This is a genomic window from Sphingomonas aerophila (assembly GCF_014199305.1).
Classification (GTDB): Bacteria; Pseudomonadota; Alphaproteobacteria; order Sphingomonadales; family Sphingomonadaceae; genus Sphingomonas; species Sphingomonas aerophila.
On the sequence record NZ_JACIJK010000005.1, the window covers coordinates 310,089 to 332,516 of the forward strand.

General features: G+C 64.8%; 18 protein-coding genes. 11 read left to right on the forward strand and 7 right to left on the reverse strand.

Annotated elements, in window-relative coordinates; genetic code table 11:
- Positions 1 to 7: 7 nt before the first annotated feature.
- A complete protein-coding gene (locus tag FHS94_RS09860; protein ID WP_184057239.1) occupies positions 8 to 1,531 on the forward strand; it encodes a family 8 glycosyl hydrolase in 1,524 nt (507 codons plus the stop codon).
- 495 nt (positions 1,532 to 2,026) lie between these two features.
- Here FHS94_RS09860 and FHS94_RS09865 read toward each other — a convergent pair whose 3' ends face one another.
- Positions 2,027 to 3,601, reverse strand: a complete 1,575-nt coding sequence (locus FHS94_RS09865) for an ABC transporter permease (RefSeq protein ID WP_184057241.1) — start codon at positions 3,599 to 3,601, stop codon at positions 2,027 to 2,029.
- Positions 3,598 to 4,464: an ABC transporter ATP-binding protein gene (locus FHS94_RS09870; protein ID WP_184057243.1), complete on the reverse strand. Its 867-nt coding sequence runs from the start codon at positions 4,462 to 4,464 to the stop codon at positions 3,598 to 3,600. Before FHS94_RS09870 ends, FHS94_RS09865 begins: the two co-directional genes overlap by 4 nt.
- Before the next feature lie 172 nt (positions 4,465 to 4,636).
- Here FHS94_RS09870 and FHS94_RS09875 point away from each other — a divergent pair, with 172 nt between their 5' ends.
- From FHS94_RS09875 to FHS94_RS09905, 7 genes are all read left to right on the forward strand, one after another.
- Positions 4,637 to 5,335, forward strand: coding sequence for a DUF6445 family protein (locus FHS94_RS09875; protein WP_184057245.1), 699 nt, complete (start codon positions 4,637 to 4,639; stop codon positions 5,333 to 5,335).
- Positions 5,336 to 5,500: 165 nt separating this feature from the next.
- A complete protein-coding gene (locus tag FHS94_RS09880) occupies positions 5,501 to 8,713 on the forward strand; it encodes a TonB-dependent receptor (RefSeq protein ID WP_184057248.1) in 3,213 nt (1,070 codons plus the stop codon).
- A 147-nt stretch (positions 8,714 to 8,860) separates the two neighbouring features.
- Positions 8,861 to 9,583: a SapC family protein gene (locus FHS94_RS09885; RefSeq protein ID WP_184057250.1), complete on the forward strand. Its 723-nt coding sequence runs from the start codon at positions 8,861 to 8,863 to the stop codon at positions 9,581 to 9,583.
- Positions 9,580 to 10,629: a cupin-like domain-containing protein gene (locus tag FHS94_RS09890; protein WP_343055231.1), complete on the forward strand. Its 1,050-nt coding sequence runs from the start codon at positions 9,580 to 9,582 to the stop codon at positions 10,627 to 10,629. The genes FHS94_RS09885 and FHS94_RS09890 overlap by 4 nt, the downstream gene beginning before the upstream one ends.
- A complete protein-coding gene (locus FHS94_RS09895; RefSeq protein WP_184057252.1) occupies positions 10,626 to 12,128 on the forward strand; it encodes a tryptophan halogenase family protein in 1,503 nt (500 codons plus the stop codon). Before FHS94_RS09890 ends, FHS94_RS09895 begins: the two co-directional genes overlap by 4 nt.
- Positions 12,129 to 12,358: 230 nt before the next feature.
- Positions 12,359 to 12,880 (forward strand): Ros/MucR family transcriptional regulator, encoded by a 522-nt coding sequence (locus FHS94_RS09900; protein WP_184057254.1) that lies wholly within the window; start codon positions 12,359 to 12,361, stop codon positions 12,878 to 12,880.
- Positions 12,881 to 13,076: 196 nt separating this feature from the next.
- Positions 13,077 to 13,373 (forward strand): putative quinol monooxygenase, encoded by a 297-nt coding sequence (locus FHS94_RS09905; protein ID WP_184057256.1) that lies wholly within the window; start codon positions 13,077 to 13,079, stop codon positions 13,371 to 13,373.
- 183 nt (positions 13,374 to 13,556) lie between these two features.
- Here the strand turns inward: FHS94_RS09905 and FHS94_RS09910 are convergent, their stop codons facing one another.
- The 3 genes from FHS94_RS09910 to FHS94_RS09920 form a co-directional block, all read right to left on the reverse strand.
- Positions 13,557 to 13,748, reverse strand: a complete 192-nt coding sequence (locus tag FHS94_RS09910; protein WP_184057258.1) for a hypothetical protein — start codon at positions 13,746 to 13,748, stop codon at positions 13,557 to 13,559.
- A 71-nt stretch (positions 13,749 to 13,819) separates the two neighbouring features.
- Positions 13,820 to 16,192 (reverse strand): hypothetical protein, encoded by a 2,373-nt coding sequence (locus FHS94_RS09915; RefSeq protein WP_246348529.1) that lies wholly within the window; start codon positions 16,190 to 16,192, stop codon positions 13,820 to 13,822.
- A 265-nt stretch (positions 16,193 to 16,457) separates the two neighbouring features.
- Complete coding sequence (locus tag FHS94_RS09920; RefSeq protein ID WP_221234677.1) at positions 16,458 to 17,183, reverse strand: hypothetical protein; 726 nt, start codon at positions 17,181 to 17,183, stop codon at positions 16,458 to 16,460.
- Positions 17,184 to 17,530: 347 nt separating this feature from the next.
- Between FHS94_RS09920 and FHS94_RS09925 the strand changes: the two genes are divergently transcribed.
- The 3 genes from FHS94_RS09925 to FHS94_RS09935 all read left to right on the forward strand — a co-directional run bounded on the left by FHS94_RS09925 (position 17,531) and on the right by FHS94_RS09935 (position 20,170).
- Complete coding sequence (locus FHS94_RS09925; RefSeq protein WP_184057262.1) at positions 17,531 to 18,058, forward strand: sigma-70 family RNA polymerase sigma factor; 528 nt, start codon at positions 17,531 to 17,533, stop codon at positions 18,056 to 18,058.
- Complete coding sequence (locus FHS94_RS09930; RefSeq protein WP_184057264.1) at positions 18,055 to 18,810, forward strand: anti-sigma factor family protein; 756 nt, start codon at positions 18,055 to 18,057, stop codon at positions 18,808 to 18,810. Before FHS94_RS09925 ends, FHS94_RS09930 begins: the two co-directional genes overlap by 4 nt.
- 124 nt (positions 18,811 to 18,934) lie before the next feature.
- A complete protein-coding gene (locus tag FHS94_RS09935; protein ID WP_184057266.1) occupies positions 18,935 to 20,170 on the forward strand; it encodes an SAM-dependent methyltransferase in 1,236 nt (411 codons plus the stop codon).
- A 36-nt stretch (positions 20,171 to 20,206) separates the two neighbouring features.
- Here FHS94_RS09935 and FHS94_RS09940 read toward each other — a convergent pair whose 3' ends face one another.
- Both FHS94_RS09940 and FHS94_RS09945 read right to left on the reverse strand, forming a co-directional pair.
- Positions 20,207 to 21,328, reverse strand: a complete 1,122-nt coding sequence (locus FHS94_RS09940) for an MBL fold metallo-hydrolase (protein ID WP_184057268.1) — start codon at positions 21,326 to 21,328, stop codon at positions 20,207 to 20,209.
- Between the two features lie 199 nt (positions 21,329 to 21,527).
- Positions 21,528 to 22,428, reverse strand: a 901-nt coding sequence (locus tag FHS94_RS09945) for a glycoside hydrolase family 31 protein (RefSeq protein WP_184057270.1), incomplete at its 5' end; no start/stop codon positions are given.

Consider the following 22,428-nt stretch of genomic DNA (forward strand, 5'->3'; position numbering starts at 1 on the left):
GACCGATATGGCGGGACGAACAAGCCTTTACGGGATTGCGCTTGGGGCACTGCTGGCGACCTGTCCCGTCCTGGCGCAAACGACGGAACAGCCGGCCGCAGAGCCCGCGCCATCGACCAACGCCTGGGGCGAGCAGGCCCATGTCAACGCGCCGCTGGGCAATGTTCCGCGCTTCCCCGGCGCCGGCAAGGGCGCCTTTGCAAGCGGCCGTTACCGCAACATGTTCGCCGAGCATCTCGGCAAGACACCGGCGGAAACGCACGCCAGGATCGAGCAGGCGTTCAACCGCTTCTTCCACGGCGACGGCCAGGAAGAGCGGGTCTATTTCGAGACCGGTGCGAACGCGAACAGCACCCTCGCCTATGTCACCGACTGGGCCAACAACGACGCCCGTTCCGAAGGCATGAGCTACGGCATGATGATCGCCGTACAACTCGGCAAGAAACGCGAGTTCGATGCGTTGTGGAACTGGTCCAAGACGCACATGCAGGTGACAGATCCCGCCAATCCGTCGCTGGGATATTTCGCCTGGTCGATGAGCACGGACGGCTCCCCCCGCTCGGTCGGCGCGGCGCCCGACGGGGAAGAATTCTACGCCACGGCGCTGTACTTCGCGGCCAATCGGTGGGGCAACGGCACAGGGATCTACAACTACCGGGCCGAAGCCGACAAGATCCTGACCGGCATGCGCCACCGCGCGGTGATGGCGGGCAAGCCGCCGTTCCGCATCCACCCCGGCGGGCCAGCCTTTGTTCCGCCCGCTGCCCCGTGGCCAAGCCCCAACAACCGGCGCGAAGCGGCCGAAGCGGCAAAGAAAGGCGAGCAATGGCCCCCCGCCTGGTTCGGCGCCGCTGGCCCGGCAGGCACGATGACGGTCGGCCCCATGGTGGAAGAGTCGCACAACATGATCCGGTTCGTGCCGGAAACGAACATCAACACGACCGATGCCTCTTATCACCTGCCCCACTTCTATGAGCTTTGGGCACGCTGGGGGCCGCAGGCGGATCGGGCGTTCTGGGCCAAGGCTGCGGACGTCAGCCGCGACTTCCTGGTCAGGGTCACAGATCCGAAAACCGGGCTGTCTCCCGAACGCAGCAATTTCGACGGGTCCCGGGTCATCGGCCGCGACGGGAAGCCGGTCGAGTTCGCCTATGACAGCTGGCGCACGGTCAGCAACTGGTCGGTCGATTGGGCATGGTTCGGCAAGGACGCCCGCCAGCGGACGCTGAGCGATCGCAACCAGGCCTTCCTTTTTGGTCAAGGGATCAAGACCTTTCGCGACCGTGACACCCTGAGCGGGCAGCCGATGTCCGACCGGCATTCGATCGGCATGCTTTCGGCCACGGCGGTGGGCAGCCTGGCAGCGTCGCCTGGCCCGGTGTCGAAGGCGTTCCTGCAGGAGCTTTGGGACACGCCGCTGCCGACGGGCGAGCAGCGCTATTTCGACGGCATGCTGTATCTGATGAGCATGATGCACCTGGCCGGCGAGTTCAGGGTCATTCAGCCCAAAACACCGCAGCCGCCCGCATAGCCAGGGCCTTTTAGGGCCAGTCGTCGCTCTGCTCGCGAGAAGCAGTGACTTAGGGACCGTGGCCGCAGCCGCGACCCGGTATGCGTGACCTGCTTCTCGCCGCGACCGCTCCTCAGGCATTGCGAAGCCGGCAGCTCCGATCTCGCATCATTGGCTGGACAGCAGGCACGTGGCGTTCGGCGTCGCCACGGCTTACCTCGTCCACAAGGGGCTGAAGTTGGAGGTATCGGTGTTCACCGGACCCGAACCGGACGAGGACCGCTGGGACTCGCGCGACCGAGCATGGACAGTTGGTCAGTGCGCGCTACCGTGAAATCCGGCCGCCAACCTGTCGGCGCAGGCGAGCCACGGTTTCCTTCATAGTCCCGAGGGGCCGCACCCCGATGACGACGTTCGCCGCACGTCCGCGCCCGTTCTCTGAACCTGCCCTTGGATTGAGGAACCGCAACTCGCAATCGACGCTCGCCTGGGGAGCAACGGTCGTCCGTCGGGGCATCATGGGTGGCGGCGAGGTAGATTGCAGGTCAGCACAACCATGACCAGCGCGACCGATCCCCAGCCGAGCCGGTACCATCCGACGCCTTGCGCCCCGCTAAGCGCCGGCGGCAGTGGCGCGCCCGGGTAGCTTCCGAATCGAAAATGCGGATCCTGCCAGCCGAGCTTGTTGAGCGCGAGCGAGCCGATCAGGTAGAAGACCATGTAGCCCCAGCCGGCGAGCTTGTTGGTCGCGATCGACTGGAGGAACAGCGCCAATATGCCGAGCAGCACCCAGTCGAAGCTTTGCGGGAGAACGTACCACGTCAGGTAGGCAGTCAGCGAAGGCACGACGCCAAGAAGGCCTTGCGTCACCGCACCCGCCCCGCCGCTCACCACCCCCAGCAGGAACAGTATCATCGCGAGGGCAAGCAGCTTGGCGAGGATCAGCACCGAAGGGCGGGCGGAAGTGACCGAGATCAGGGGCGCCACCCTGTGCTCGCGTTCCGCCCAGAACAGTTCGCCCGCGAAGAACAGGACCACCACGACCGGGACCAGCTGAAAGGATCGCAGCAGCGCCTCCACCATGGCCGGCGTACCGTGTACCCGCGATGCAGCCGCCACGGCGTTCGCCAGTCCTAGCCCGACGAGTACGGCGAAAACGGGGGTGCGGAACACTCGCGCGCTTTCGAACCGAACCTGCCACCACAGCTGGAATGCGGCTTCGCGCCACGCGGATGTCCGTTGTGATCGCTGGCGCGGTATCAGTTCTGCGCGAGGGCTGACAGAAGTGACTCGTTCCGTAGGGCGCGGGTGCACGCGCGGTGAGCTCCGCCCGCCCCTCCCCGACAATCCGAGCCCCACCGCGACCAGCAACGCGGCCATCCCGATCCACAGCACGCGGTTGACCAGCAACACGCCGGCCAGCGGCGGAGCGGCCGCATCCAGCCTTGCAGCACTCCATCCCAGCGTTGCCCGATGGACGGCGGCAAAGCCGAACGGATCTGCAAGGCCCGCCGCCGCGGCCCCACTATCACCTACCAATCCGTATATCGTCAGGATGCATGCCGCCCCGATCAGGCAGCCGGCCATGGAGCGCATTGCCGACGCAAGCGCAAAGAACAGTGCGGCGGCGAACAGCAGGTTTGGCACAGCCAGCGCAAACAGGGCAAAGGCATAGCTTGCGACAGGTCCTGTGCCCGCGCCCAGCAGCAGGCCGCCCATGGCCATGGCGGCAGGGACGGACAGGAAGCACACCAGCAGCGCTCCGATGCTGCCCGCCAAGCGGCCGAGTGCATAAGCCCGTGGGTCAACAGGCGTCGCGCCGACCAGATCCGCAAAGCGGCTGGTTCGGTCCCGCAGAACCGCTTCGCCGACCAGGGCGGCAGCCGTGAACAGGAAGAACAAGCTCCAGACCAGGTGAGTTCGCACGATCGCTGCCGCACCGGTGCGCGCACCCGTCGTCAGGAGCCCGACGCGCAATTCGTCGATCGCCATGGCACCGCCCACCATCAGCACCGACACGGCGAACACGATCCAGAAGACGCGGCTGCCGATTTGCTGACGCAATTCCAGCCAGGCGAGACGGGCGATCACGCCCCTGCCCTGCCCCGGGCGTCCACCGCAGCGAAGTACGCGTCCTCCAAGGTCGCCGACACGCGCTTAAAACCAGGTCCCGGGCAGGCCTCAGCCACCACCCGCGCGACCAGTTGTCCGCCGGACAGCCGCCGCGACAGCAGCGTCGCGCCACCGTTGAATGCGTCGGCCGGCCCCTGCCACACGCGCCCTTGCAGGGCCGATGCAAGCTCCGCCGGTGTACCCTCGGCCTGTATCGCGCCCTTTGCGAGCACGGCCACTCGCGTGCACAGGTCTGCCACGTCCTCGACGATATGGGTCGACACGATCACCGTCGCCTGCGCGCCCAGGCCGAACAGCAATTCGTGGACGCGATTGCGCTCGGCCGGGTCGAGGCCTGCCGTCGGCTCGTCCAGGATCAGCAGGTCCGGCCCGCCGATCAGCGCCTGGGCAAGTCCCCAGCGCTGCCGCATGCCGCCCGAAAAGGTGGACACGGCACGGTCACGCACATCCCACAGATTGACCAGTTGCAGAAGCCGTTCAACCTTGCCGCTGCGATCGGCGGCGTCGGTGATCCCCTTTAGCACGGCGATCTGTTCGAGCAGCGCCTGCGCCGATACGCCGGGGTACACGCCGAAGTCTTGGGGCAGGTACCCCAGCCGCCGCCGTAAGGAGCGGGGATGCGCAAGCGCGTCGAACCCATCGAACCAGACCTCACCCGAAGAGGGCGGCTGCAGGGTCGCCGCGACGCGCATCAGCGACGACTTCCCAGCGCCATTCGGGCCCAGCAGCCCGAACAGTCCGCGTCCAATCGACAGTGTCACCTGATTTAGCGCGCAGGTCCCGTCGGGATAGGTGTGGGCGACGGCCTTGAGTTCCAGCATCCTGTTCCGCTCGCGAGGTCAGCCTTGCAACGTCCAGGGCGTCCCAGGGATGCGCGCCGTTGTGCGCGCAGTTGCCCAAGACCGCTCACTCACCACCATGACAGCGCTGCTGCACTATGGAAGAAGAGACGCCACCAGCACTGGGCAACGCGGGCGATGGCGGAGTGAGGCGATGACGCAATTCAGGTTCGCGCCGGGCGCACGACTAAGCGCAAGGCTGATCGGCGCCGACCATGAACCGCTGCTCCACGCGGAAGCGGCCTTTGCCAATCCCGACGAGCTGGTCGAGCTCGCGGCAACGGCCATTTTCAGCCCGGCTTTCGGCCCTGCCGGCGGGTACCCCGGCCTGCGGGCAGCGCTGCCCAACGAGTATATCCAAGCCGTGGTCAACGTCCTGACCCGGCCGCTGGCCGAGGCGTTCGCGCTTGGGCCGATCCGGCCGATCAGCGCGCAGGGCGCATTTTCCATCGTGACGCTGCCTGAAAACGCGCTGGCGGCCCCTCAGCGCGCGCCCCATGTCGATTCGGTCAACCCGATGCAGTTCGCTATTCTGCATTACCTTTGCGACAGCTCTTTTGGCGGAACAGCCTTTTACCGGCATCGCGCAACAGGCTTTGAGAAATTGAACGAGAGCCGGCTGCCTGGATACAACGCCATCCGTTCTGCCGAAGGTGCCCCGACCGGCTATGTCGGCGATGGCAGCCCATGGTTTGAACAGATCGGCCAGGTATCCGCCGCCATGAACCGCCTCGTCGCATACCGCAGTTGCGTGCTGCATTCCGGGCAGATTCCGTCGCCAGAACTGCTGACGGAGAACCCCCGCCATGGACGCCTGACCGCCAACGTCTTTGTGACATTCGCACCGGCCTGAGCCACTCGTAGAAACCACGATCAGGAAATCTGTGTCAGGTCCGGCGCCCACGTTCGCGCTAACATGACATCGTTGACACGGCGGGTTTTCGTGCTAGCTTCCACATAACGGGAAGGCTTACGGCTGTTCACGATAATCGGCGCCAACGCCGCAAGGGGAGGATGTATGGGGGTTACCAAACTCGTGGGTACGCTTGTCCGCAGCACGTCTGCGGGCGCGATTGCGCTGTGTATTGCCAGCCCGGCCGCCGCTCAGGTGGTTGGCGGCGGCGATGACACGAACGCTCCTGCCACCAATGCGCAGCCGGGCTCCGAGGATGCGCCCCGCGCAGCCCAGGATGGCGCCACCACCAGCCCAGCGACGGAAAGCGCTGAGGACGACGTCGTCGTTCGCGGTATCCGTGCATCGTTGAACCGCGCCATCGACATCAAGCGTAACTCCAACGGCATCGTTGACGCGATCTCGGCCGAGGACATCGGCAAGTTCCCCGACACCAACCTTGCCGAATCGCTTCAGCGCGTGACCGGCGTGTCGATCAACCGCGTGAACGGAGAGGGCTCCGAAGTCACCGCTCGCGGCTTCGGCGGTGATTTCAACCTGGTCACCCTCAACGGCCGTCAGCTTCCGGCCACCAACCTGCAAGGCGTTGGCGGCGACCAGAGCGTCGATTTCACAACCGCGACCGGCCGCTCCTTCGACTTCGGCAACCTCGCCTCCGAAGGTGTCAGCACGCTGGAGGTCTACAAGACGGGTCGCGCGGCCATCCCGACGGGCGGCATCGGTGCCACCATCAACGTCATCACCCGCAAGCCGCTCGATTCGCGCGAGGCCGGATTCTCGGGCTCGATCGGGGCCAAGGCGTCGTACGATACCAGCATCGAAAAGGACGAGGATGGCCTTGCAAAGGTCACGCCCGAAGTGTCCGGCCTGCTGAACTGGAAGAATGAGGGCGACACATTCGGCGTCGCCGTGTTCGGCAGCTACCAGAAGCGTAACTCGGCGGCCGCAAGCTCCACGTCCAACGCCTGGAACATTCGCACGATCGATAATCCGGGCGATATCATCGGCGCCAACACGGTGGTCAACAACCGGCCGGCGGCAGGGAGCCTGATCGCATTCCCGAACGACGCGCGCTATCACTTCTCTGAGTCCACCCGCGAGCGCATCAACGCGTCGGGCGTCCTGCAATTCCGCCCCGTCGAGACGCTGCTGGTGACAGCCGACGTGTTGTGGGCGCAGAACAAGCAGAGCGAAGCGCGGCAGGATCAGACCAACTGGCTCAATCGCCCGTTCGGCACCGTCACCTTCGACGACAGCCCGGTTCCGACCGCCGCGGTGATCTCGCAGGCGGTGCCCGATCCCAAGGACACGGGATATGAGCAGCAGTTCCGCGCCACCAAGGACAAGCTTCAAGAATATGGCCTGAACGCCGCGTGGGACGTGACGGACACGTTCAAGCTCGTCGCGGACGTGCAGCATTCCAAGTCGCAGGCGCTGCCCAACGGATCGAACGGGGCGAGTTCCACCCTGTTCTCGATGGGTGCCAATGTGGTGAATGGCCAGAGCATCGACTGGTCACGCGGCTTCCCGCAGATCAACGAAACGATCAACGATTGCTTCGATCGCAATGGTTCGGCTGCTGGCGGCCTTGTCGGCAACTGCAACAACCAGCTTGATGTCGGCGACCTCGGCACTCAGGTGGCGCGTACCAACACGGCTCGGCAGATCCAGACCATCAACCAGGCACAGCTCGGGCTCGGTTGGGATCTGGGCGAAGGCAGCCGGGTCGACTTCGGCGGCAGCTACATCGACTCCAAGCTGCGCTCCACGCGGACGCAGACATCGCAGACCCTCGGCGACTGGAGCATCGGTAATCCGGGCGAAGTTGCTGCGCAGGCGGGTGACCTGATCAAGACGTTCTGCCTGGTCTGCAAGTTCGACCATTTCGAACCGGGCGTCACGGGCCCTGGCCTGAACGCGTTCCGCGGCAATGCCATCGCGCTTACCGACCTCTTCTCATCGCTGTATGCCGGTCGCGGCAACCCCGTCACCGCCGGATCGGCAAACGACGACAGCATCCGCGAGAAGATCGCAGCCGTTTACGGGCAGTTGACCTGGAAGGGCCAGATTGCCGGGGCGGACGCGACCCTGGTCGTCGGTGCACGGTACGAAGTGACGAAGGTTCGCGCCTTCTCGCTGGTCAACGGGCCAGCCGCCATCGTCTGGACGTCGGACAACGACTTCAACGTGCCGGGGTCGGCGTCGGCAACGCCGCTGTCGGGCCGAGGCAGCTACGACAACCTGCTGCCGGCGATCGACTTCCAGATCTCGCCGTTTGAGAACGTGATCACCCGTGTGTCGTTCAGCCGGACGATCGCGCGGCCCACCTATGGCCAGCAGTTCGTCAGCTCGACTGCCGGCGCAGGAAGCCGGGCAACATTGTTCGGCGGCCAGCCGAACGGCTCGACCGGCAACCCGAACTTGAAGCCACTGGTATCGGACAATTTCGACGTGTCCGCCGAATGGTACTTCAAGCCGTCGAGCTATCTCTCGGCGGGGTTCTTTGACAAGCGCGTCCGCAACTTCGTCGGCACCGGGCTTTCGACGGGTAACCTGTTCGGCCTGCGCGATGCGACGACTGGCGCCCCCGGATCGCGTTCGGGCACAGCGACGTCCGCGTTGACCCGCCTGGGCCTGGACCAGTCCGACATCAACCTGTTCAGCTACACGGCCAGGTTGATCCAGAACGGCGGCAACGTCACGCAGACCGATGCGGACATCCGCGCCAACAGCACGGGAACCGCGGTCAACCAGGGCTATTTCGACAGCCTGTCGCGCGCCGTCGACATCACGCCTGACGCCAACGACCCGCTTGCGGTGTTCTCCATCGCGTCGCCGATCAACAATCGCGATGCGGAGATCTACGGCGCTGAATTCGCGGGCCAGTACTTCTTCGGCCAAACCGGCATCGGCGTCGCCGCGTCCTATACCTTGGTTCGTGGTAACGTCGGCATCGACGTGCTCGCCGCCCCAACCGCCGATCAGTTCGCGCTGCTCGGCCTGTCGGATAGTGCGAACGCGTCGCTGATCTACGACAAGAACGGCATTTCGGCTCGCCTGACCTATAACTGGCGCGACAAGTTCCTGTCGGAAATAGGCCGCGGCGGCACGACTGACCGCAACCCGGTCTTCTTCGCGCCCTATAGCACGGTGGACCTGAACGTGAGCTGGGACATCAACCAGCGGATCGCGGTGTCGCTGGAAGGGATCAACCTCACCAGCGAGTCGGTCCGCAGCTATGGCCGCTCGAAGAATCAGACCTTCTTCGCTCAAGAGAACAAGCCACGCCTTCTGCTCGGCGCGCGCTACCGCTTCTAAGCGTCAGGTTTGAACTAGTCTCCCCTAAGGCCGCTCTCACGGGCGGCCTTTTTTCTGCCAATTGCTAGCGCTCAGTTGCTAGTTGCTCATCAAAATCCCGTGCAGCATCAAGAGATGCCGTTGGCCAGCCAGAGATGCCCCGAGTCGATGAACCGCGTTCTGCTCAACAATGTCGACCATGCCGACCTGCGCGTTGCGATCCGCGCCGGGGCCGAGTTCGGCGACAGCGTCAATCAATTGCCGATCTTCCCTGCCGAGTTCGAGGAAGTGCAGAGGTCTTTCCCGATCATCTTCCGGCAAGAGGGCGATGTGATTCAGGCCTATGCCCTGCTTGGCCTGGATCGTGACGAGAACCTGTTCCTCGACGGCGACCGGTGGAACAGCGCCTATGTGCCCGCATTCCAGCGGCGTGGGCCCTTCTCCATCGCGCTCGGCCAGGCGGAGCCCGGAGATGCAGAAACGAACGGGCCGATGATCCATGTCGACCTCGACGACCCGCGGGTCGGGGCAAGCGATGGCCTGCCTGTCTTTCGGGAACATGGCGGCAACGCTCCCCTTCTCGACCATATGATCGGCGTGCTGGGCACGATCTATGACGGCCTGGAGGCCGCGCCGGCGATCTATGCCGCCTGGCAGGAAGCCGGGCTGTTCCAGCAGATCACGATCGAGGTGAGCCTGGACGATGAGCGCACCTACAAGATCCCCGATCTGCTCACGATCAACCGGCAGGCGCTCTCCGACCTTTCGGGCGAGTTGCTCGAAAGGCTGCACCGCCGCGGCCTGCTGGAAGGGGCGGTGCTGGCCGCATCATCGCTCGGCAACGTACAGCGCTTGATCGAGCTGAAGAACAGGAAGCGATCGGCGGCGTGAACGAGCCGACTGCCTCCCGGCCGATCACGCCCCGTCGCGTTCGCGAGATTGACGCCGCCGAGGCGGCTGCGCTCGACTTCAGCGCGATGATCGCAGCAGGAGAGCCGGTCGTGGTGCGCGGGCTGGCACGCGATTGGCCGCTGGTCGCCGCGGGTCGGGAAGGACCGCAGGCCGCCGCTGAGTATCTGTTGTCGTTCTATAATGGCCGGCCCGGCGTCGGCTACACGGCATCGCCGGATCATGGCGGTCGTTACTTCTACGACGAGAGCATGACCCGCCTGGATTTTGAGGCGGCGCGTGTGCAGCTGGACGAGTATATCGCCCTGATGCTGGCCAATCTCGGCAATGCGAGATCCCCGTCCTTTTACGTCGGCTCGACCGATCTGGACGGCTATTTTCCGGGTCTGGCGGCGGCGGGAAACGACCTGCCGCTTGACGGGCCGGCATTCGCGACAGCCTTGCGTAGCATCTGGATAGGCAACCGCACCATTGCGTCTGCCCATCACGACATGTCGAACAACATCGCCTGTGTTGCGGTAGGCCAGCGGCGTTTCACCCTGTTCCCGCCCGACCAGATCGGGAACCTGTATCCCGGCCCGCTGGAACCGACGCCGGGCGGGCAAGTGGTGTCGATCGTCGACTTCCGCGCGCCCGATCTCGACCGCTTCCCCAATTTCGCCAAGGCGGTGGAGGCGGCACAGGTTGCGGAACTCGGGCCCGGTGACGCGGTCATTTATCCGGCCCTATGGTGGCATCATGTGGAAGCGCTGTCCGACTTCAACATGATGATCAATTTCTGGTGGAACGAGGCGCCCGGTTTCATGGACTCGCCCATGAACACGCTGTTGCACGGGCTGCTGAGCCTGCGCGATCGACCGGAGGGCGAGAAGAAGGCCTGGGCGGCGCTGTTCGACTATTATGTGTTCGGCCCCGCCGAGCGCCCGATCGCCCACCTGCCACAGGGGGCAGCAGGCGCGCTGGCGCCGCTCGATGACCGATCCGCGCGCCAGTTGCGCGCTAAGCTCCTGCGACGGATCAACCGATGACCACACCGGCGACCCCAACTCGTATCGTCATTGCTGGCGGGGGCACCGCCGGATGGCTGACCGCTGCGATCCTGACGCGACAATTGGGCGCGCTGGCCGACGTAACGCTGGTCGAGTCCGAGGATATCGGCACCGTCGGTGTGGGCGAGTCCACCATCCCGACCGTCCGCGCGTTTCATGCGCTGCTCGGAATCGACGAGCAGGAGTTCATGCGTGCCACCGGCGCCAGCTTCAAGCTCGCCATCTCGTTCGAGAACTGGGCACGCGAGGGTGACCGCTACATCCACTCATTCGGCGAGGTCGGCAAATCGACCTGGATGAGCGATTTTCAGCATTTCTGGCTGGAAGCGCGCGAGAGGGGGTTGGCCAAGCCGTTAGGGGCCTACTGCCTGGAGCATGAGGCGGCGGCCGCCAAGCGGTTCGCGACGGGGCAGAGCACAGCGCTGAATTACGCGTACCATTTCGACGCTGGCCGTTACGCGCGTTACCTGCGTCACCGGTGTGAGGCGAATGGACTGACCCGCATCGAGGGCCGGATCGACCGGGTCGAGCAGGATGGCGAAAGCGGCGACATTGCTGCGCTGGTCATGGCGAACGGCACCCGGGTCGAAGGTGACCTGTTCTTCGACTGCACCGGATTTTGCGCACTGTTGATGGGCGAAACGCTGGGCATCGGTTTCGAGGACTGGAGCCACTGGCTGCCGACCAATCGCGCGCTTGCGATGCAGACCAGGTCAACGGAGCCTGCCGTGCCCTATACGCGCGCGATCGCGCATGATGCGGGCTGGCGCTGGAAGATCCCGTTGCAGCACCGGGTGGGCAATGGCCTGGTCTACTGCGCCGACTATCTCCACGATGATGCCGCCCGTGAGCGCCTGCTCCGCGACGTGGAAGGAGAGCATCTGATCGAGCCGCGGTTGATCAAATTCCGCACGGGACGGCGCCGGGCGGCATGGCACCGCAACTGCATCGCGCTGAGCCTTGCCAGCGGCTTCGTGGAACCGCTGGAGTCCACCAGCATCCACCTGATCATGATCGCGCTGACGCGCTTTCTGCAGCTTTTCCCCGCTGGGCGCCCAAGCCCGGCCACCGTTGCTCGCTTCAACGAACAGGCCGCGCTCGAGATCGAGGGCGTGCGCGACTTCATCATCCTTCATTATCATCTGAACGAGCGTGACGAGCCGTTCTGGCGCGACCGGCGCGAAATGAGCATCCCCGACACCCTCGCGGACCGGCTTGCCTTGTTCCGGGATAGCGCGAATACGTTCCAGGCGAACCACGACCTGTTCCGGATCGCGTCCTGGTTGCAGGTGATGCTCGGCCAGAGGCTGGAGCCGGCCACCCACCACCCGCTGATCAAGCTGATGCCACCGGATCAACTCAAGGCGGTGATGAAAAGCTTGAGCGACAGCATCGCCCGGTCGGTGCAGGACCTACCTTCGCACCAGAGCTTTCTCGACCGATATTGTCCGGAGATGCCGGCTCGGGTTGCCGCCTGATCGCGGCAGGTCCGGCCAAGTGGTGGTGAGGGGACGCAAGTTGTGCCGGGCCCGATGACAACCGTTTCGTCTGTCCCTCCGCAGTCCGGCACTGACTCCTAAATGCGGAAATTGTCGGGGCAGACGCAAAAAGCGAACCAAATCCGGTCAGAACCGGCGTTTGGCACGGCAAGTCTTTGTTGACGCGCGGATCGCCATGGCTGATCGACACTCCTCCATTCTGGAGGGAAATGATGGCCGATACGCAGGACAGCACCAACGTCGAACTAGCTACCGAACTGACGATCGCTTGGCTGTCCAATCCCAACACGCGGGCCAGTTCCGAAGAAGTGCCTTCATTTCTCCAGCGCATGCATGATGCGGTTTCGAGCCTGACCGCTCCGGCGCCCGAGCCGGAAGTTACAACCGATCCCGAGCACATGCCTGCAGTGTCGGTGCGCAAGTCTCTTGCGTCCAAGGACCACATCATCTCGATGATCGATGGCAAGCCGTACAAGACGTTGCGTCGTCACCTGAGCACGCACGGGCTCACCCCGGACGAATACCGGGCGCGTTACAATCTCAAACCAGACTATCCCATGGTGTCCGATACCTATTCGGAAACCCGTCGTGACATGGCCAAGAAGATCGGGCTCGGACGCAAGCCGCGGGTCGAGGCCGGGGAACCAGCGACGGGCGACCCAGCATCGCAAGCGCCCGAAGCTGCCGCTCCGACGCGGGGCCGGCGCAAGCTCGGCATTGCAACCGGGTAAGCCAGGCCGGCGGCTTCGCCGGGACAGTTTGTGATCAGGGAGGCATTGCCCGCGCTTGCGTGGCGATTGCCTCCCTCGCCCGGTGCGGAATTCCTGGCGGGCATGGCTTGCCGTATCTGATTGCCGGCGGACATTTAGCTCTCGACTGCCGTTATGCCCGGGCACACCCCGCCATCTGGCACGAAGGGAGATCGGAATGCCCGTCAAAGTGGTCGCGTTCGTGACGGTGAAGCCCGACGCAGATGATGCCTTCCTAGCGGCGGCAATGACCTGTGCCGCGGCCTCTCGCGAGGAGGCAGGCACCCTGCGCTATGATTTGTGGCGAGAGCCGGAGGGCGAGCGGCGCGTCGTCTTCAACGAATTGTACGTCGATGATGCGGCGGTGAAGCAGCATATGGCGTCTGACCATTTCAAGGCGTTCGGCAAGGCTGCCGGCGACCTGTGGGCCGCCCCGCCCACCATCATCGTCACCCATCCGATCGACGTCGCCTAAGATCAGGCTGCCACCTGAAGCTTTCCGGCGAGACTTTCGAAGTCTGCATTGCCGCTGCGTCCAGTCGTGGAGGGCGGAGATCGGCGGCAACTGCACCGTGACGTTGAGGACTTGGACGCGGTGCAGGGATGGACGTGGCGCTGGCCGAAATGGCGGATGGCCGCTCCCGGCGCCTTGCCCAGATCACGAACGGTCTGCTCCGATCGCGCGACCCAGCCCCGATATGGCTGCAGCGGCAGGTAGGGCGCTGTATCCAGCGACCAGCACCCGCAGGAACCGGCGCGCAAGGTCGCGCCTGTCCGGCGGCGCGAGGTTCCAAAAGACCAGGATCGCGCCCGACAAGGTCAGTTCCGCGCCGGCCTTAGCGGCTTGCACGACGGCGTACCGATATGCCCTTTTCGCCCGGGCCTCAGCCGTACTGCCCCGACGCCGCAGGGCCCGAGCGTTCAGTCCTTCATGGCGAGGAATGCGACCGCGTCCGGTTGGTCGCGCAGGGCCAGGGTCACTCGCCCATCTGCCGCGCGCGGCACTTGCAAGGTCGATCCCGTGAAACCGTCAGCCACCAGCATCCGGTTCCCGCCGACACCCAGGCTGTTGATCAGGAACAGGTTGGTGCCCTGCAGCGTGCACGGGCCCGAACCGGCCGGGCACTTGAACGAAGTTATCGTCGGCAATCGGACCACCTTGGCAACCGATTGCCAGGCGCTGGCTACTCCGTTCTGCACGACCCTGAAACGGAGTGGACCAAAGGCGGAAGAACCAAGTGCGGTGCTGGGCCCGACCGTGGCGATCGCAACCTGTGCGTCCTGGAGTTGCAGCGGGACAGCAAGGGGGTCGCCCTCCCCCATCGCGATCTCCACCCGGTCACCGGCAGCCAAGCGGGTCGGCCCCACTGCCTTGAACGAGAACGTCAGGCGGGAGTCCGCGGGGATCAGGTTCGGATCGTCGAGTGTCACGGCCAAGGCCGGAGCCGGTTCTACCCGCTCGGCGGATTTGGACAGCAGCGCGATCTTCGGACGGGAAGCACCGATCGATGCGCGTGATCGCAGCACCCGCCCGTCGGACAGGGTGGCCTCCACCGCGCGCGTCTCTCCCGCGCGCAGGGCAGCGACGCCGGACGGATCGCCCGCCATGACGAGTTCGTCCTTGCCGTTCACGCGGCGCAGTGCTCCCGGGCGAAAAGTCACACCGCCGATGTCGAGGGACGCAACCTGATCAAGGCGCGTTCCGGTCAGCAAGCCTTCGTTATCGCCGGCCTGGATCGCGAACGCCGCAATGGAGCTGGTTTCCGCAAACGCGCGCAGATCGAAACGCTGGGGTTGCTCCACGCCGAAGTGGCGAACCAGTATCGTGAAAGGCCCAGCGGCAACACCGGCCAGCGGCACCTTTACCGAAACGCCGCCACCGGGCTCTGCTGCCCATTCAACGGGACTGGTCTGGGTGCCGCGCTGCATCACGACGTCAGCGACGCAGGAGGCCGCACCTCCGCCCAACAACAAGTTGCCGTCGCGCCCGGCGACCAGCGAGGCTTCGCCGATCACCCGCCACGGGTTTACCGGCGCCTCCAAGCGGAACTGCGCGCTCTGGAAGGGCTGGAAACCCCATAGGCCGTGCACGGTACCGGTCATCACCGCATCCATCCCCGCGGCACTGATCTGCTCTTCGGCAAGGGCGTAACCGCCCCGCGCGGGGTCGGCGAGAAGCGGAAAGTCGAGCGTGCGGCCGCTCTTCAGCGGAACCGACAACGCCACCTGCCGCGCATAATCCGTCGCAAAGACGAGCGGGGCACCGCCCACGGGAAGAAACATTCCCGGCCGACTGATGCAGATCCCGCCCTCCACCTTCGACTTCAGCGGCGGCAGGCTTGGCTCGGCTACCGTGGGCAGCGCGGCGACCAACACCGATTGCGGCTTGCGAAAGGACGGGGCGGTGTTGAGCAGGAGCTTCGTCGCCGCGCCCTGCTGCACGCTCAGCGCCGGGATGAACTGAAGCTGCGCCGACTGAAACGCACCAAGGATGCGCGCCAGGTCCCGCACGACGCCGATATAGGGGCTGTAATAGCCAAAGCCGCCCTGCGGTGTCGCGCTGAGCTGAAGCGCGATATCGGCGGGCGCGCCGGCCAGGGTCTGTGCGATCGAGCTGGTCTGGCTGTCAGCCAGGACCATCGCGTTGCTGCCCTGCGTCAGGCAGGCTGCCTGCGTGTCCGGCTGGCGCAGCAGGCAATCGGCGTCCAGCTTTACGGCCAGGCTCTGGGCCAGTTGCGGCGACACGGCGGCCGTGCGGCCCTGCGCCTCGCCCCGGCGCACATGGTTCAGGAACGCTTCCAGTCGTGCCCGGTCGAGCATCGCCTGGTTCAGTTCCTGCGACGCGCGAACAAAGGCGCCGGGCTTTTCCCGCACGGCCTTGAACACCGCGTCCACCGCGCCGCCGACATCGGGCACGAGCAGCGCCAGCGCCTGTTGCGCACCGGGCGGGACGGCAACGTCGAGGGTCGCCTTCTTAAGCTTCCAGGTTTCTGCGTCGAATAGCCAGCCCTTGAGCGGCGGGTTAGTCGCGCCGCGCAGAAATACGAGCACCAGGTGATAGCGCGCGCTCTGGTCGGTCGGCAGCTCCGCGGCGATCCGCACCCGATCACCGGCCGTCAGGTTGGGAACCTTGGACAAGGGCAGCGTGACGCCGGCGTGAGTGACCGTTGCCCGAAGCGACGGGCCCGACAGATCGAACGCAGCGGATTGCGCGTGCAATGTGCTCAGACCCGCGCCGAACAGGACAAGGCAGGCAAGGAACGAGACAAGGAGCGTCTTAAAGGCAGCGAACATCCGCACGGCAGGCGGTGTAACCGCTTGCACGAATGCCGCAATGCCTCCTTTCGCCAGACACGCTTGGTTACTCCGCGCGACGTACCGCACGGTGTTCATCCAGGTTGCGCGTGACGTGGACCGAGGCCGTCCACTCTACCTGCTCGGCAACCCCATTTCAGCAACCGCTCGCGTGACAGCGGGAGGTGTCACGGGATCATACGTAGCGCCTTGGTACCGGCGACGCTGGCCGCACTGACCGGGCCAGTTGACAGTGCAGGCTCGATCATCTGCGTCCCACTGCGTTGCACAGGGCCTTGTAATAGATCTCGAACGGCTCTTTCACCCGTCCAACCTCGCTCCTGGCCTCATGATCGAAGGCGTGAAGCGCGAATAGCTTGTGCCCTTTGTGCTTGAGCTCGATCTTTCTCTTGTCGTTGCGATTGTTGAACTCGTCTATCGCAAGCCCCTCGCCCGCGAACCGCGAATAGGTCCAGTTGACGAACACGTCGTCCACATAAAGGACAGTCGCGGGCAGCAATCGGCTGGCCTCTACCTGTTCGAGAAAGGCGGTAATCGGCACCGTCGAACTGTATAGATCGACGTCGATCGAGCAGAACGCCAGCGCCGCACCATTCGCCTCTGACGCCCCCATCTCGCGGAGGAACGCGGGCAATGTGTCGGCAATGTCGCCAATGATGAGCCTGGCGCCGTTCGCTTTCGCAAAATCATCAAGCCCGTCGAAAAGGTCGTCCATCGCGAACTGCGCGGACGACCAGATCTCCGGATGATCGCGATAGTCGGTGATGGCGGGAAGACCGTCCCGATTGTCGAAGCCGACAACCTCGACCTCGATGCCGAAGTGCGATCGGATCAGATCCCCCACCGCGACAAGCGACCTGAAGCCACCGCCTGTCGCCACGCCGAATTCGATCAGGTAAATCTTACGCAAGCCGAGCTTCTTTGCCTGGAGCGCTCCGATGATCGAGCCGCAGAGATAGTTGGCCCGCACCGTCGGGCTCCTCGCTCCAGCCCAAAGACAGTCGACCGCAACTCTCCACCAGCGCCCGAACTTGTCGGGGTTGTAATTCCGCAACCTCCTGCACGCCTGATAAGTGCGGGCGTCACGGCCCATTCGTAGGAAGTGGCCCCGAAGTGTTCCCATGCGCCCGCCCCTCGCCCTTCGCGTTCCGAGTATACGGCCGGCGTGCCCCCTTTATTCCCAGGATCGTGGCGGCGTTTATCTCGGAATGGCTTATGCGCGGTTAGTTTCCGGAGTTGACCCGGACTAGTGGCACGCCCGTACACAGAAGATCGTTGGTGGCGGCGCAAGAACTGATCTGACTCCCAAATGCTTCAATGGTAGGCGACCAAGGCCCGGATTTCGTAGCCCTGCTGCCGGCGCTGCTTCGTTATGCGCGATCACTGACCCGCGACCCACTGGCGGCTGAGGACCTGGTCCACGATGCGCTGGTATCAGCATTGAACCACTTGGCATCTTTTGACGTGAACCGATCTATGCGGCCCTGGCTGTTCGGTATCATCCACAATCAATTCATCAGCGATGTATGTCGCGAAGCCGTTCGCCAGGATTATCTCGGGCAACTGAAACATCCATCGGCCGCGAGCCCGGTTCAGGATCGACGCGAAGAGCTGAGGCGAGTGGACCTTGCCCTTGCCGAATTGCCGGTGCCGCAACGAGAGGCGCTGCACCTCGTCGCCGTGGAAGCGCTCACCTATCAGCAGGCAGCGGACGCGCTCGGCGTGCCGGTCGGCACGGTCATGTCGCGCGTATCGCGCGCACGCCGGTGCCTCCGCCAAGCCCAGGAACAGCAGGAACAGCCGCCCGCCGCACTCCGGCTGGTGGGCAAGGGGCAGGACCGATGACGGCGGAGATCACGGACGCGGAGCTCCAGGCATTCATCGACGACCAGCTCGACACCGAAGGTCGCATCGACGTTCTGACCCACCTGCTCGACGATGCGCCCAGTTGCCGGCGGACATTGCTCGACCTGCGCAGCCGTGAAGTGATGCGGGCGCTTGCCGAACGCGCGGCCCTGCCGTCCGACCGGCTAGTCCTCCTCGCCAAACGGCTGCAACGCCGCGCAGAGCCCCGCCGGGCCGGATGGCGACACGCAGCGATCGCAGGCACCGCAGCCATGCTGGCGGCCTGGCCATTGGCGCTTGCGGTGATGCCGAGTTCGCCCAGGCCGGGAAGGCCAACCCTGCCGAGCTATTATGAGGAAGCGCTGGAGGCACGGCGGGTCGCGCTGCTTCGGCAGGCGATGGTGTCGCAGGTGGAAACGCCGGATCTGGATCCCAAGGACATCCGAACCGCAACCCGCATCCGCATTCCCGTTCTACCTCATGGCTGGCAGATCGCGGACGTGCAGCTATTCCCCTCGGATTTCGGCCCTGCGGTGCAGGTGTCGATCAGGTCGGCGCAGGGCGGTTCGTTGTTCCTGTTTGCAACCCATGCCGACACCGGCGCGCCGGGACAGCCCAAGGTGAACAGGATCGGGGGAACCGATCTGGTGGCCTGGTCTGCGGGGGGGAATACCTATGTGCTGGCGGGCGCTCGCCTTCGCGGCCGATTGATCGATATGGCGGACGACCTTGCCGACAACCGCTTTTCCTGAAGCGCCGGTTCGTCACCCGACAAGCTTGGAACGCCAGACGGACACCGGATTGTTTCGATATCGCCTAGGCTGACCGACCGGTTTTCCGCATGGTAGTCGCGGTCCAGCTTTGTTAGCCAGGCTTATGAGCCTGATTGATCGTTTCCTGGCCGCGCAGGTCAAACGCGGGCGGCTTTCCGTCACATATGCCGATGGAACCAGCCGGAACTTTGGCGCTCCCGATCCCGCCTGGCCCGACATCGCCATTCGGTTCACGGACACGTCAACGCCGGGGAGGATCGTCCGGCATCCGGCGCTCGGCGCGGCAGAAGCCTTTATCGATGGGCGACTGGTGATCGACCGGGGCGACATCCGCGGCCTGGTCACCCTGCTCAAGGGCAACAGCCCCTGGGAGCGAGGTGGTGGCCTGCGACCTTCGCCGCCGATCCGCCTGCTGGGGCAGGTCGTGCACCGTTTCGACAGGATCAACATGGCCCGCCGGTCGAAGCGGAACGTCGCGCATCATTACGACCTGTCCGATCGCCTCTACGACCTCTTCCTCGATGCCGATCGTCAATATAGCTGCGCGTACTTCACCGATCCGGCGAACACGCTGGAACAGGCGCAGTCTGACAAGAAGGCCCATATCGGCGCCAAGCTGCTGCTTCGGCCAAGCATGCGCGTCCTGGACATCGGGTGCGGCTGGGGTGGCATGGCACTGTACCTGCACCGGGTCGCCGGCGTCGAAGTGCTGGGAATCACGCTTTCCGAAGAGCAGCTCAAGGTCGCCAGGAGGCGCGCCGAAGAGGCAGGCGTTGCCGACAAGGTCCGGTTCGAGCTGATCGATTACCGCGCGGTAACCGGCAGTTTCGACCGGATCGTGTCGGTGGGCATGTTCGAGCATGTCGGCCCCGCGCATTATGCCACCTTCTTCAGGAAATGCCGTTCGCTGCTGACCGACGACGGGGTGATGTTGCTGCACACGATCGGCCGGATCGGCGGCCCCGGTGTCACCGACAAGTTCACGGCCAAATACATTTTTCCCGGCGGCTATAATCCCGCCCTGTCCGAGATCGTGCGCGGCTATGAGGGCACGAAGCTGTTTCCGACGGACGTCGAGATCCTGCGGACGCATTACGCGAGGACGATCGACCATTGGTATGATCGCACGGTGGCGAGCAAGGAGCAGATCGTCGCCCTGTACGACGAACGGTTCTTTCGCCTGTGGACCTTTTACCTCGCCGGCGCGGCCGCGGCCTTCCGGACCGGAGGCATGGTCAATTACCAGGTGCAACTCGCCAAGAGCCGCGCGGCGGTGCCGGAGATCCGTGATTACATGGTCGATGAGGAGCGGCAGCTGCGCGCGAGCGGCGGTGCCTGATAGGCCGCTGGACGGATCGGCGGGCGCCGGACGGGTCTATGCTTCGCGGGCGAAGGTGAAGCGCGACCCGACATAGGGACGCACCACCTTGTCGGGCATCACGCGAAGCGCCTCGGCGATGAACACTTCGCCGGTGCAATGCATCGGGATGATGTAGGTCGGGTTGATCTGCGCCAATTCCGCAACCGTCCGCCGGGCCTCCGCATCGGTTCGGGGCCGGACGAGGTGAAAACCGCCGACGACCGCATGGACCTTCTCGATCCCTGACACGGCTTGCGCGCGGCGCACCGAGTTGATGACCCCACGGTGGCTGCAAGAGGCGATAACGACCAAGCCCAGGCCCTTTACAGCGTAGCAGGTGGCAAGTTCGTGCTCGCCGTCGTCGGCCAACTGAGTGGCTGCCTGCTTGGCCCCGGAAAGCAGTTTGCGATCGCAGCCGATGCCTGGTCGCATCTGGGTCGGGATGGCGGCGCGCTCAAAGCTGTTGAGCGGGATCATACCCGTCGTGAATGCGTGATCGGCGACGATCGTCGGTGTTGCGCGTACGCGAACGTCAAAACCCGCTTTCTCCAGTGCGGCGCGATCCAGCGTACCCATGACCGGCGGCGGGTCCCCGATCAGCGCTACCCGTTCACAAAAGGCTTCTTCGCCGCCGACCAGCAGAGGGAGGCGATGCCCGCCCGGCGCGGTCTCCCCGAACAGCGCTGCATATCCGCCATAATGATCAAGATGTCCGTGGCTCAACACGGCGGCGTCGATGCGAGACGGATCAATCCCGAGCAGGGCCAGGTTGTTGGCGAGTACCTCGCGCGAATAGCCGAAGTCGACCAGAACGCGGCGAACCTGGTCCGCGCTGCGGGACTCGGCCAGGATCGAAAGGCCGAATTCGCCAATCAACACGCGCGGCAGCATGCGTGGCGCGTGCGGCGGGCCACCATTGCCGGCGCGAACAACCGTCATCCCCGGCAGATCGAGATTGGGCAGGAACGGCCCAAACGTGGCGGCATCGTCGACCACGGCCAGGGTCAGCGTGTCGATCAGTGGCACGGCCAGGGTTGCCGTTGCCTCACGCGCGCGGATCGCGGACGCGAGCAGTCCCAGAAGCCCCGCAGCCAGGACGGACCGACGCGAAGCGGGCAACGACCTTCGATCGGGCATGACTACCCTCCTAACGATCATCTACCACGCGGCCCCGAGAGCGGCCACGCTGCTGTACGTGGGTAAGAACGCGTCGTCCGCTGATGGGCTATGTTCGGGCGAGCGGAGGCGATGCTTTATGGATCACACGAGAAGGCAGCTGCCGGCGGTGGTGCGCACCGCAACAGGCGCACCGGATTCGCCGGTGCGCCTGCCGACGTCAGCGGCTGATCGTGAAGCGCGATGCGCGCGGCTGGTCAGCGACCGTGAAGCTGACGGTTTCCGAGCCGACGTCCGTGTTGCTGGCCAAGGCGCTGGTACCACGCGCGACGCGGGCCGCGCCCTGCCAGCCATGGACGGTGACAGCGACCTGCTTCCACCAAGGCTTGTAGCTGCCCTGCCGCTTGTCGAAGCTGATCTCCAGCCCCGTCGCCGTTAGCTGGCATCGGATCGCCTGCCGCATGTAACCGCCGCGCGTGAAAGCCATCGAGTGGCCGTCATCGGCGTAAAGGTCGCCCGCGCAGTTCTCGCCAGGGTAGATGTCGAGCTGCAATGGCCCCTGCGGCGTTTCGGCAGTGCTTTGAACCACTGCCTGGCGCGGCAGGATGGTGCCCGCGCGGACAAATACGGGAAGATAGTCGAGCCGCGGCACTTCCCGCACGGTGTCGCCCTGTGTGGTCTGCTCGCCCGTCGCCTGGGTCGCGGACTGGATTTGCCCTTCCGTTGTTGCTTGCGCTGTGCCCGCGCGCTTGCCGGTCCAATAATCGTACCACCCGCCTGCCGGCAGGAACACGTCATAGGCCTGGGGTGACTCCATGCGCGGCGGCGGCGCGACCAGCAGCGAGCGGCCGAGCGTGAAGGTCGACGACTGGTCGCACGACATGGTGAGCGCGCCCGGATAGTCGTAGAATACCGGCCGCATGATCGGGTCGCCGGTGCGGGAGTTCTGCTCGGCGAGCCCGTACAGATACGGCATCAGCTTGTAGCGTTCTTCCACGAAGCGGCGGCGGATCGCCAGGTGCTCCGGACCGTCCACCCATGGCTCGACACGCGGCGTGTCCTTGGCCGAGTGGTCGCGAAACACAGGGTAGAAGGCCCCGATTTCGAACCAGCGGGTCAGC

Bases quoted from the DNA above. Each gene is read 5' to 3' on its own strand.
- FHS94_RS09860 (WP_184057239.1), top strand. From the start codon at position 8: ATGGCGGGACGAACAAGCCTTTACGGGATTGCGCTTGGGGCACTGCTG.
- FHS94_RS09870 (WP_184057243.1), bottom strand. From the start codon at position 4,464: ATGCTGGAACTCAAGGCCGTCGCCCACACCTATCCCGACGGGACCTGC.
- FHS94_RS09875 (WP_184057245.1), top strand. From the start codon at position 4,637: ATGACGCAATTCAGGTTCGCGCCGGGCGCACGACTAAGCGCAAGGCTG.
- FHS94_RS09880 (WP_184057248.1), top strand. From the start codon at position 5,501: ATGGGGGTTACCAAACTCGTGGGTACGCTTGTCCGCAGCACGTCTGCG.
- FHS94_RS09885 (WP_184057250.1), top strand. From the start codon at position 8,861: ATGAACCGCGTTCTGCTCAACAATGTCGACCATGCCGACCTGCGCGTT.
- FHS94_RS09895 (WP_184057252.1), top strand. From the start codon at position 10,626: ATGACCACACCGGCGACCCCAACTCGTATCGTCATTGCTGGCGGGGGC.
- FHS94_RS09900 (WP_184057254.1), top strand. From the start codon at position 12,359: ATGATGGCCGATACGCAGGACAGCACCAACGTCGAACTAGCTACCGAA.
- FHS94_RS09905 (WP_184057256.1), top strand. From the start codon at position 13,077: ATGCCCGTCAAAGTGGTCGCGTTCGTGACGGTGAAGCCCGACGCAGAT.
- FHS94_RS09915 (WP_246348529.1), bottom strand. From the start codon at position 16,192: ATGTTCGCTGCCTTTAAGACGCTCCTTGTCTCGTTCCTTGCCTGCCTT.
- FHS94_RS09925 (WP_184057262.1), top strand. From the start codon at position 17,531: ATGGTAGGCGACCAAGGCCCGGATTTCGTAGCCCTGCTGCCGGCGCTG.
- FHS94_RS09930 (WP_184057264.1), top strand. From the start codon at position 18,055: ATGACGGCGGAGATCACGGACGCGGAGCTCCAGGCATTCATCGACGAC.
- FHS94_RS09935 (WP_184057266.1), top strand. From the start codon at position 18,935: ATGAGCCTGATTGATCGTTTCCTGGCCGCGCAGGTCAAACGCGGGCGG.
- FHS94_RS09940 (WP_184057268.1), bottom strand. From the start codon at position 21,328: ATGCCCGATCGAAGGTCGTTGCCCGCTTCGCGTCGGTCCGTCCTGGCT.